Consider the following 10,370-nt stretch of genomic DNA (forward strand, 5'->3'; position numbering starts at 1 on the left):
CACAGCCCCGGCCGCAGGGTGCGTTGAGCGCCGCGAAACGCATCAACGCCACCCGGACCACCCCGCCTACCGGGCGTCGTAACCGGTCAACTCCGCAAAACCTCGCCCGATGGGCTCGCCACGCGAATCGAGGATATCCACGGCGCCCTCCCAGTACCGGATGATGGTGTCCATCTCCTGTTCATCGCGGATGGCACGGACAACGAATTCGTGCGGGGCCGAGCCGTCCGGCGGTTCAATGCGCATGTTCCACTCCACCGGATAACGATGGCCGGAGGGTTGCGTCGCCCAGCGCCGGGGTTCCAGTTCCACCTGATCGTGCGCGAGCAGCCAGTCATCGGCATCCGCCGGCATCCAGCGCCCCTTGGACAGCGGATGCGGCGTGCCGTCCGGGCGCCGCAGCTCGTAGTACATCACGTCCAGCCCAGCGTCGAACTGCAAGGCGAACCAGTCCCAGCCAACCTGGTCCTCGGCCAGCACGCTGGTGCTCCATTCGCGATCCATCCAGGCCGCGCCGGTCACCGGCAGACGCCCGCGGGCACCGCGCTCGATCTCGCCCCGCACCGCAATCCGCGGGACCGAGTAATAATACGAGGCATCGCCCGGCTCCGGCCCCTTCTGACTCAGCCCGCCCTCGCCCTGCAACACCGGCGCCCGTTGCGGCTCCAGCTCCAGCCGCAGCCGGTAGTCATTCACGCTGAAGTCCAGCATCCAGCGGTCCTGATCGAGACCTGCCAGCTCCCAGTCCTCGACCCAGATCCGGCCGACCGGCTCGGTGGCGCCCGCAAGCCCCGCCGCGTCGCGCACAAAGCGCTCCTCGGAGGCATGATGCCCGGCCTCGCGGTCGATCACCGCCGTATGCGCCATCCAGATATCCGGGCTGGCCCAGGCCGAGTCGTGCCAGCGCGCCTCCCCCGCCAACTCCGACGCCAGCCCGACGCGGAAGAAGGTGATGTGAAACCCCAGCCGCTCGCCCTCCGGCCCGTCGAGATTGCCGGTCACATACCACCACTCGTTGCGAAACCCCGGGTGCGGCCCGTGATCACGCGGAAACTCGAACGCCCGCGGCGCATCCGCGCGCCGGAATCCGTCCGTCACCTCCCCGCCCAGGGCCTCGCCTACCCGCAATCCGGCCCCCCCCGGATCCTCCGTCTCCGGCGGAACGGCGCCTCCACACGCCGCCACCAACAACACCAGACCCACCACCACCCCCCGCAGGAGCCTGCTCGCAGGCGAAGCCCCCGCCCGCGTCTGATCCGGACCCGAAACATTCGCCTGCAAGCAGGCTCCTAAAGGATTAATCCACCGCATCACGGCTGTTCCCTTAACGCCGGCACCAGCCGCATGCGCGCCATCCGCCACGCCGGGATGGCCGAGGCCAGCAATGCCGCTCCGATCCCCAGCAGCACGGTCTCGCCCACCTCGCCCCAGGGCAGACGCAGGTCCATCCCCCAGCCGAAGGCCTCGCGGTTGATCACCTCGATCAGTATCCAGCCCATACCCAGCCCCAGCGGGATCGCGGCCAGCGCCGCAAAGCCCCCCAGCACCGCGCCCTGAAACACCACCAGCCCGCGCACCCCGCCGGGCAGCAGGCCAAGGCTGCGCAGCGTCGCAAATTCGCGCGCGCGTTCCATCTGCAGCGCCATCAACGCCCCGAAGATCGCGATGAACGCCACCAGCAGCGTGATCACCCGTAGCAGGTGGGTGATCGCAAAGGTACGGTCAAAGATGGCCATGGATTCCTGCTCGATATCGCCGGGGCGTGTCACCATGGCCGCCGTCTCGCGCTCCGCCAGCCAGGCCTCCAGACGCTCGATCGCCACGTCGGCATCCGCGCCCTCGGGCAGACGCAGGCCAAAGGAGCCCACCCCCTCGGCACCGGGCGTGCCCGCGTAGAACCGCTGGGTCAGCATCAGCACCGTGCCCTGCGGACTGCCATAGTCGCGATAAACCCCCGCCACCTCGAATACCCGTCGTCCATCCTCCACGCGGATCTCCAGCCGATCCCCCACGGCCACATCGTGATGGGCGGCAAAGGGCTCGGTTACCAGCACCGCATCACGCTCGCGCAGGCGCCGATCCAGTGCCTCGGTCGGCCCCTCCGCCCGCAGCAGCGGCAGATCGTCCAGCCAGGCCGGATGCGGCGCCACCACATAGAGCTCGATCATCCCGACATCACTGGGCGTGTCCTGGCTGGAGCCGGTGCTGACCGACTCCGCGGCGGCAATCCGGGCCAGGGCCTGCCCCCACTCCGCCGGCAGGCGCGCCCCGCTGCGCGCCGCGGCCGGGGCCACCGGCACCACGTACACATCCGAGGTCAATGCCTGCCCCAGCCACTGTTCCACACTGTCGCGAAAGCTGCCCACCATCACCGACACGCTGATCGCCGCTGCCAGGGCCAGGGTCAGCGCGGAGGTAGCCGGTGCACTGCGCGACAGGCTCCGCTCCAGGCTGCGGACGCCGATACGGGGCAGCGTCTGCCCGCGCCCCAGCCGTGCCAGCCCCCGCAGGGCCGCGGCCAGCACCAGCGGCAACAGCAACACAAAGCCGGTAATCAGCAGAAACAGCCCGACAAAGCTGGCCACCAGCCCACCGGCCCCGAGCCGCAGTACCACGCCACCCGCCGCCAGCAACACGAGCGCCGCCACGGCCAGCCCGAGCAGGCCCCGGCGCGCCCGCCGCTCCAGCCGTCCGCGGCCAAGACGGCCGGGGCTGGCCACCCGCGCGGCCTCCCAGGCCGGCGCCAGTGCCGCCAGCAGCGACAGCCCAACCCCCAGCGCGATCACCGCCAGCAGCGCCAGCGGCCGCGGCGCCACCTCGGTGACCGCCACCACAAAGAAATGGTCCGTCATCGTCTGCGCCACCTGCCCGACCAGCACCTGCGCCAGCCCGATCCCGAGCAATACCCCCAGCAACGTGCCGATCACCCCCACCAGCAGGGCCTCCAGCATCACCACGCCGAACAACGCCCGCCGCCCGGCCCCGACCAGACGCAGGCTGGCGAGCACCTCGCGGCGGCGCAGCACGGCGAATGTCTGGGTGTTGTAGATCAGAAAGGCCGCGATCAACAGCGCCAGCAGGCTCATCGCCGTCAGGTTGATGCGAAAGGCCTGCGCCAGCTCGCGCGAGGCCTGGTCACGCGCCGCAACCGGCACCAGTTCCAGCCCATCGGGCAACTGCTCCGCAAGGGTTTCAAGCGCGGCGTCATCCAGGCTCACGTCGATGCGATCCAGCCGTCCCTGCCGGCCGAGCAGGGTCTGTGCGGTCGCGATATCCGTGACCCAGAGCGAAGCGCCCTCGCCATCCACATCCGTCGCCGCCTCATCACCCTCCGCCGCGCGGTCCAGCAGCGTCACCGCAAAACGCCCGGCGGCCGACTCGAGTATCAGACGGTCCTCGTGCTCCCGCCCGGCATCTGCCCACCAGCCCCGCGGCGGCAGGATCGTCCCCGGCTCGGTCACCAGCCGCTGCACCGGGGCATCCCCGATATCCGAGGCCACCCCGCGGAACGCGCCCTCGGCCAGGGGATCGACCCCCAGCACATAAATCGTGCGCCCGTCCGGCAGCCGCGCCGGCCCCTCCACGATGGGCGCGGTCGCACGCCAGCCAGCCAGACGCAGGTCCCGGTAATGCGTCTCCGCAAAGCCCCCGGCCGGCCCCAGAATCTGGTGGGTCGCCGTTCCCGCCACCTCGTCCATGGAGCGATCGAACGCCTGCTGCGCCGACTGGTTGGCCAGATCCACGGCCAGCACCACAGCCACGGCAATCACCACCGCCACCAGCGTCAGCAACCGCTGCAACGGGCGTCTGCGCCAGTCGCGCAGCCAGGCATGGACCAGAGATCGACTCATCAATGCCCGGGCTCGCGTTGATACACCGGGTTTTCCGCGGCGAGGCGCGACGCGCAGAGGGACCTCGCACTGCTCTCCCGTTCCGGATGGAATCGGGACGTCCCTCCGGACCCGGCAACCTGCGGGGCCAGGCCCGGGGCGGCGGTCCACCCGCTTTTGAGCACAACGGCAAGCGGACTCATTGCAGCGTCATTCCCGCGGCGCGGTCTCATCGCGCCGAGGCCCTTGCAGCAAGATCCTGAAGCTGGCCATCCTGCATGCGCAGCACCCGGTCCAGACGCGCGGCCAGAGCGTCGCTGTGGGTGACCAGCAGCAGGGCGCAACCGGTCGCGCGCACCTGCTCCAGCAACAGGGCAAACACCGCCTCGCCGGTGCGCGAGTCCAGGTTGCCCGTCGGCTCATCCGCCAGGATCAGCGCCGGCCGATGCACCAGCGCCCGCGCGATCGCCACGCGCTGCTGCTCGCCACCGGAAAGCTGCTCCGGCTCGCGCCCTTCCTTTGCCCCCAGACCCACGGCCGCCAGCTGCGCCCGCGCGCGTTCGCGGCGCTGCGCGGCACCCAGGTCGGTTGCCAGCTCCAGCGGCAGCATCACGTTCTCCAGCGCCGTCAGCGTCGGGATCAGATGAAACGACTGAAACACAATCCCCACCTGCACGCGCCGCAACCGCGTCCGCGCCGCCTCATCCAGTCCCGCCAGCGCCTGCCCGGCCAGGCGGACCGTGCCCGCGTCCGCCGGCTCCAGCCCCGCAGCCAGATGCAGCAGCGTGGACTTGCCCGAACCACTCTCCCCGACGATCGCCACACGCTCGCCCGCAGCCAGATCGAGATCCACACCCTGCAGCACCCGCCCCTCACCCGGGTAACCAAACCCCAGACCCGCCAGCGACAGCACCACCCCCGAACCCCGTTGCACCATCACACCCACCTCCGCCGCTACCCCAATCACCACCCCAACCCCCACACCCCCGCAGGAGCCTGCTTGCAGGCGAAGCCCCCGCCTCCGCCAGAACCAACCCCGGCAGGGGCTTCGCCGCCAGGGCGGCTCCTGCAACACCACCCTGTTCCGCACGCCGACGTGGGGACATCTGGCGGACATCTGCAAGCAAACAACCGCACACAACCCCGCCCTCGCAGGCCGGCGCACAGCCAGTCCTCAACCGACCATGAACAATAGATGAATGTTTCAGAATCCGGCCCAAGCGGTTGATTGCGGGCTGGCATCCGTTAGAATAAACGACCATCTTCACACTCGGGAACGCGCCTTGAAACCTCGAACACGCAGACGATCTATCCGCGCCTAACGGCAAGCGCCCGTTCTCGAACCGGTCGTTTTCCGTCAGGCCTCTTTGATCAAAAGAGCCGGAAATGGCCGGGCCCCCGCCCGATCCAAACCGGACCCAGTGTTTCCCTAAACACCGCATCCGAGCGGCAACTGGCAGGGCTCTTTATCCAGCCGCCAGCCCCGCCGATGACCGCCGGGAGAAAGGCATGGATTCGCATCTGGAACAATCCATCATCGAGCTGAAGGAACTGCTGCGCCTGGACGAGCGCACCGACATCCAGGAACTGCTCGACTACATGCGCGTGCAGGATATCGCGCACGCACTGATGGAGGTGGGCGAACACGACCTGGGTGTCGTGTTCAACCTGCTGGAGCCCGGCCGCAAGGCGGATGTCTTCTCCTACCTCGAGACCCCGCACCAGATGCGACTGCTGGAGGCCTCGCCGAGGGACGACGCCCGCTTCATCCTCTCCGAGATGGACGCGGACGACCTGACCGGCCTGCTGCAGACGCTGGACCCGGAGACCCTGCGCGCTTACCTGCGGCTGCTGCCCTTCCGCGCCATCCGTCGCGCCCTCAAGCAGCTCAACTACCCGGAAGACTCCGCCGGTCGCGTGATGTCCCCGGATGTGGTCGCGGTCGATCCCGACTGGTCGCTGAGACGGGCGCTGGCCTTCATCCGCCGCAATGCGGACGAACACTCGAACAACGTGATCTTCGTGGTCGATCAGGACCGCGTGCTGCTGGCCGCGGTCCCGATTCGCCACTTCCTGCGGGCCGCGTCGGACCGCCCGGTACGCGAACTGCTGAGCGACGCCGACCCCATTACCATCGGCGTGTCCGAATCGGCCGTCGAGGCCGCGCGCAAGATCCAGCACTACGACCTCGAGACCCTGCCGGTGGTCGGCGAGACCGGCGAGCTGCTGGGGGTCATCACCGTCGACGACGTCATGGACGTGCTGGAGGCCGAATCCACCGAGGACTTCCACAAGATCGGCGCGGTCGGCACCCTCCCACTTTCACCGCAGGATGCCAGCCCCTTCCTGCTTTACCGCAAGCGTGTCGGCTGGCTACTCGGACTGGTCGCCTTCAATACCATCGGCGCGCTGATGATCTCGCAATACGAAGAGGCCATCGAGGCCCTGGTAGTGCTGGTCTTTTTCCTGCCCCTGATTGTCGACTCCGGCGGCAACGCCGGCGCCCAGAGCGCCACGCTGATGGTGCGCGCCCTGGCCACCGGCGAGGTCACATCCAGGGACTGGCTGCGACTGTGGGGCAAGGAACTCGGCGTCGCCGTCGGCATCGGCGTGACCATGGGACTGGCGGTATCGGTCCTCGGCCTCTGGCGCGGCGGGGCCGACATCGCCCTGCTGGTCGCCATCGCAATGACGCTGATCGTCGCGTTCGCCAGCATGGTCGGCATGCTGCTGCCGTTCATCCTCAACCGCATGAAGCTGGACCCGGCCACCGCCAGCGTGCCGCTGATCACCGCCATCGCCGACCTCGGCGGCATCATGATCTATTTCTCCCTGGCCGTGGCGCTGCTCGGCCTGGCCACGCCGTAGGGAAAGGAAAACCATGAGCCCGACCGACGACGACATCCAGACCCTGCCGCAGACGCTCACGACCGCGCTGGAGCAGCCCGCCAACGAGGCCCTGGAGGGCCTCTGCGACGCCCATGCCGGCGCCGACCTCGCGGACGCGCTGGAGGCCCTGCCCGAGGAGCGGATGCTGGATTTCTTCCGGCGCCTGGACATCGCCTGCAGCGCCGATGTCTACGCCCACCTGGAGCCCGATCACCAGACGCGCGTACTGCACGCGCTCGACGAAGACCATGCCAGCCGGCTGATGTCCGCACTCTCCTACGACGATGCCGCCTCGGTCATCGAAGGGCTCGAGGACGACCACGCCGAATCCCTGCTGGAGACCCTGCCGGACGACGACCAGGAGGCCCTGGAAACCCTGCTCGGCTTCCCCGAGGAAAGCGCCGGGCGCCTGATGACGCCCGAATACGCCACCGTGCAGCCGGACTGGTCTGTCGCCGCGGCCATGGACCACCTGCGCGAACAGCACGAACTCGCGGAAACCGTCAACACCATCTTCGTGACCACGCCAGAAGGCGAACTGCTGGGCTGGGTGCGCCTGAAGGAACTGCTGCTATCACGCCCCAGCCTTCAGGTGCATGAACGCATGCACACCGATGTCGTCAGCATCGGCGCCGAAGAAGACCGCGAAGAGGCCGCCCACCGCATCGGCCACTACGACCTCGACGTCCTCCCCGTGGTCGACGACAACGGCCACCTGCTCGGCATCATCACCGTGGACGACGTGATGGACGTCCTGCGCGCCGAGACCACCGAAGACTTCCACCGCATGGCCGCCGTCGGCGACATGGTGCTCTCCCTGCGCGACGCCAGCATGAGCCTGCTCTACCGCAAGCGCATCGGCTGGCTGCTGATCCTGGTCGCGGTCAACATCTTCGCCGGTGTAGCCATCGCCCACTACGAGGCCGCGATCGAAGCCGTTGTCGCCCTCGTCTTCTTCCTGCCCATGGTCATCGCCTCCGGCGGCAACGCCGGCGCCCAGGCCGCCACCCTGGTGGTGCGATCGCTCGCAGTGAACGACATACAACTACGCGACTGGTGGCGCCTCGGCGGCAAGGAAGTCCTGGTCGCCACCGCGCTGGGCGTCACCCTCGCCGCCGCCATCTGGGTCTCCGGCAACTGGCTGGGCACCGTCGAGGTCGCCAACGCGATCGCCCTGGGCATGTTCTTCGTAATCGTCTTCGGCTCGCTGTTCGGCCTGTTCCTGCCGTTCGCCCTCACCCGCGTCGGTTTCGACCCGGCCGTGGCCAGCGCCCCGCTGATCACCTCCGTCATCGACATCGTCGGCATCCTCATCTACTTCGGCGTCGCCGTCGCCGTCCTCGGCCTCTGACCCGCCCTCTCTGCAGGAGCCTGCTCGCAGGCGCAGCCCCCGCCTTGTGCCAGATCAAGCGCGGGCAGGAGCTTCGCCACCAGGGCGGCCCCTGCAAAACCATCCCAGCCCACACCCCCCGTAGGAGCCTGCTTGCAGGCGAAGCCCCCGCCCGCGCCAGACCAACCCCCGGCAGAAGCCTCGCCACCAGGGCGGCCCCTACAACATCACCCCAACCCACACACCCCCGTAGAAACCTGCTTGCAGGCGAAGCTCCCGCCATCGCGTCATCCACCCCGCTGCGACGAGGCGGCATCGCACCGGTGACAACCCCCAAACCCAACCGACCACCCGCGTCACCCCGGGTGACCATTTTCGTCACCTTTGTCATCACCACCCAACGACACGCGACCGCAACCCACCCCGAAACCGCACCATCACGCCCTGTCCAAAAGTAATAGGACATCTGGCACGGGTATTGCTCGCACATCCAGTAGCTGCCCACGGGGCGGCCGGGCCAAGGCCCCGCTCAGATCACACGAAGGGAGTATGACCATGCAGAAGAAAACCGCCCAACAGGGCTTTACGCTTATCGAACTGATGATCGTCGTGGCGATCATCGGGATTTTGGCGGCGATTGCGCTGCCGGCTTATCAGGACTACACGAATCGGGCGAAGGTCTCCGAAATTGTCCTTGCAGCTAGTTCAGCACGCACCTGCGTCAGTGAAATCCAGCAAGCGGGCGGAGATTCTTATGAAACATGTGGTGGAGACGATTTTGAATCAACCCAATACGTTGATACTTTAGTTGTCGCCGGTTCCGATGGAGATAATCCGGGCGAAATCGTCGCAACCGGACGGAACTTCCCTGGCGACACTCAGCCACAGGTCACGCTGCGTCCCGTATTCAACAGCGACGAAACCGCTATTACCGAATGGTTGTGCGAAGCTACACCGTCGAATTGGGCCCCAGGCAGCTGCCGAGACGAATTGGGGGATTAAGCAAGCATGGCGCCAAAGGGGACAGATTTATTTTCCCCTCCCCAAGCCCCGGCCTCGTGCCGGGGCTTTTTCGTTCCGGGCCCGTGGATCACCGAGTCGTGGCCGCCCCCCCAATGCCGGCATGAGGCCGGCGGCCTGGCCGTGAAGGACCAAGTGACTCGAAGCCCCCGCCCGCACCGGGCCGATCCGGCGCGGGCAGGGGCTTCGCCTGCAAGCAGGCTCCTACGGGGGCCGTGCGGGCCGGGATGGTTTTGTAGGAGCCGCCCTGGCGGCGAAGCCCCTGCCTGAGGAGAAAGGAGAAATGGGGACAGATTGATTCTCCCTCCCCGGGATCGCCCTGCGGGAAGGATGCGTTCCACTGCGTCCACCCGCATCCCGGGGCGCCTCGCGGGTTGGCCACGTCGGCGCGGCGGGTCATACGGCACACAACTCAGCGCACGACTCACTTCTTGACCATTGCACCTCACGGAACACGCCCAGCCATTCTTGATGCGCATAGTCACCGCGCATAAGATGTACACGAATATCCTTGGTATCAGGAGGTCTACATGAACCCCACCCCATACAAGGCAGACGCACCGCGCAAGGCGACCAACCTTAGCGTCAATACAGACCTTCTGGCCCAGGCGCGCGAACTCGGCATCAATCTCTCGGGCCTGTTCGAGGAATCGCTGGCGCGTGCCGTGCGCGACGCCCGCCGCGAGGCATGGCTGACCGAGAATCGGGAGGCCCTCGAAGAATACAACCAGCGCGTAGCCAAACAGGGCAGCTTTGGCGATCATATGCGTCGCTTCTGATGGCGCAGTTTGCGGTACATCGCAACCCGGCCACCGCAACCGCGCGCTGGATACCCTATCTGCTCGTCCTTCAGAACGACCTGCTCTCCGAGCTGGACACGGTGGTGGTCGCGCCGCTCGTCTCCGCTGAAGCATTTGGTCGCCCCGCCCGCATCCTAAACCCGACCTTCACCATCGAGGGCCAACCGGTCGTACTGTCGACTGCTGAACTGGCCGGGGTTTCCCGCGATGCGCTTGGCGCCGAAGTCTTCAGCCTTGCCCACGAGCGAGACACCATCATCGCCGCTTGCGATTTCCTGCTCACCGGCATTTGACAAAAAGAAAAAGAAAAAGGGGACAGATTGATTTTCCCCTCCCCAAGCCCCGGCCTCGTGCCGGGGCTTTTTCGTTCCGGACCCGTGGATCACCGAGTCGTGGCCGCACCCCAAATGCCGGCATGAGGCCGGCGGCCTGGCCGTGAAGGACCAGGTGACTCGAAGCCCCCGCCCGCACCGGGCCGATCCGGCGCGGGCAGGGGCTTCG

At 67.4% G+C, this 10,370-nt stretch carries 8 protein-coding genes; 5 read left to right on the forward strand and 3 right to left on the reverse strand.

Features of this window, described 5'->3' with window-relative positions:
• Positions 1-66: 66 nt before the first annotated feature.
• The 3 genes from G332_RS0108245 to G332_RS0108255 form a co-directional block, all read right to left on the reverse strand.
• Positions 67-1,311, reverse strand: coding sequence for a lipocalin-like domain-containing protein (locus tag G332_RS0108245; RefSeq protein ID WP_081619785.1), 1,245 nt, complete (start codon positions 1,309-1,311; stop codon positions 67-69).
• Positions 1,311-3,851, reverse strand: a complete 2,541-nt coding sequence (locus G332_RS0108250) for an ABC transporter permease (RefSeq protein ID WP_019626523.1) — start codon at positions 3,849-3,851, stop codon at positions 1,311-1,313. Before G332_RS0108250 ends, G332_RS0108245 begins: the two co-directional genes overlap by 1 nt.
• 208 nt (positions 3,852-4,059) lie before the next feature.
• On the reverse strand, positions 4,060-4,767 hold the full coding sequence (locus G332_RS0108255) for an ABC transporter ATP-binding protein (RefSeq protein ID WP_026340716.1): 708 nt from the start codon (positions 4,765-4,767) through the stop codon (positions 4,060-4,062).
• A gap of 572 nt (positions 4,768-5,339) precedes the next feature.
• On the opposite strand from G332_RS0108255, the gene mgtE (G332_RS0108260) reads away from it, so the two are divergent.
• The 5 genes from mgtE (G332_RS0108260) (at position 5,340) to G332_RS0108280 (ending at position 10,162) form a co-directional block, all read left to right on the forward strand.
• Entirely contained in the window at positions 5,340-6,698 is a 1,359-nt protein-coding gene (gene mgtE / locus G332_RS0108260; protein ID WP_019626525.1) for a magnesium transporter, read from the forward strand.
• A gap of 13 nt (positions 6,699-6,711) precedes the next feature.
• On the forward strand, positions 6,712-8,070 hold the full coding sequence (mgtE, locus tag G332_RS0108265) for a magnesium transporter (protein ID WP_019626526.1): 1,359 nt from the start codon (positions 6,712-6,714) through the stop codon (positions 8,068-8,070).
• Between the two features lie 534 nt (positions 8,071-8,604).
• A complete protein-coding gene (locus G332_RS13830) occupies positions 8,605-9,051 on the forward strand; it encodes a prepilin-type N-terminal cleavage/methylation domain-containing protein (protein ID WP_038059639.1) in 447 nt (148 codons plus the stop codon).
• Positions 9,052-9,599: 548 nt separating this feature from the next.
• Positions 9,600-9,848: a type II toxin-antitoxin system CcdA family antitoxin gene (locus G332_RS0108275; protein ID WP_019626528.1), complete on the forward strand. Its 249-nt coding sequence runs from the start codon at positions 9,600-9,602 to the stop codon at positions 9,846-9,848.
• Positions 9,848-10,162 carry a CcdB family protein gene (locus G332_RS0108280; protein ID WP_019626529.1) on the forward strand — a complete coding sequence of 105 codons (315 nt, stop codon included), beginning with the start codon at positions 9,848-9,850 and terminating at the stop codon, positions 10,160-10,162. Before G332_RS0108275 ends, G332_RS0108280 begins: the two co-directional genes overlap by 1 nt.
• Positions 10,163-10,370 lie beyond the last annotated feature (208 nt).

The sequence above is a fragment of the Thioalkalivibrio sp. ALJT genome, assembly GCF_000381825.1.
Taxonomy (GTDB): Bacteria; Pseudomonadota; Gammaproteobacteria; order Ectothiorhodospirales; family Ectothiorhodospiraceae; genus Thioalkalivibrio.

What these genes read in the sequence shown, in the direction of transcription:
- G332_RS0108245 (WP_081619785.1), bottom strand. Translation starts at nt 1,311, where the DNA reads ATGCGGTGGATTAATCCTTTAGGAGCCTGCTTGCAGGCGAATGTTTCG.
- G332_RS0108250 (WP_019626523.1), bottom strand. Translation starts at nt 3,851, where the DNA reads ATGAGTCGATCTCTGGTCCATGCCTGGCTGCGCGACTGGCGCAGACGC.
- G332_RS0108255 (WP_026340716.1), bottom strand. Translation starts at nt 4,767, where the DNA reads ATGGTGCAACGGGGTTCGGGGGTGGTGCTGTCGCTGGCGGGTCTGGGG.
- mgtE (WP_019626525.1), top strand. Translation starts at nt 5,340, where the DNA reads ATGGATTCGCATCTGGAACAATCCATCATCGAGCTGAAGGAACTGCTG.
- mgtE (WP_019626526.1), top strand. Translation starts at nt 6,712, where the DNA reads ATGAGCCCGACCGACGACGACATCCAGACCCTGCCGCAGACGCTCACG.
- G332_RS13830 (WP_038059639.1), top strand. Translation starts at nt 8,605, where the DNA reads ATGCAGAAGAAAACCGCCCAACAGGGCTTTACGCTTATCGAACTGATG.
- G332_RS0108275 (WP_019626528.1), top strand. Translation starts at nt 9,600, where the DNA reads ATGAACCCCACCCCATACAAGGCAGACGCACCGCGCAAGGCGACCAAC.
- G332_RS0108280 (WP_019626529.1), top strand. Translation starts at nt 9,848, where the DNA reads ATGGCGCAGTTTGCGGTACATCGCAACCCGGCCACCGCAACCGCGCGC.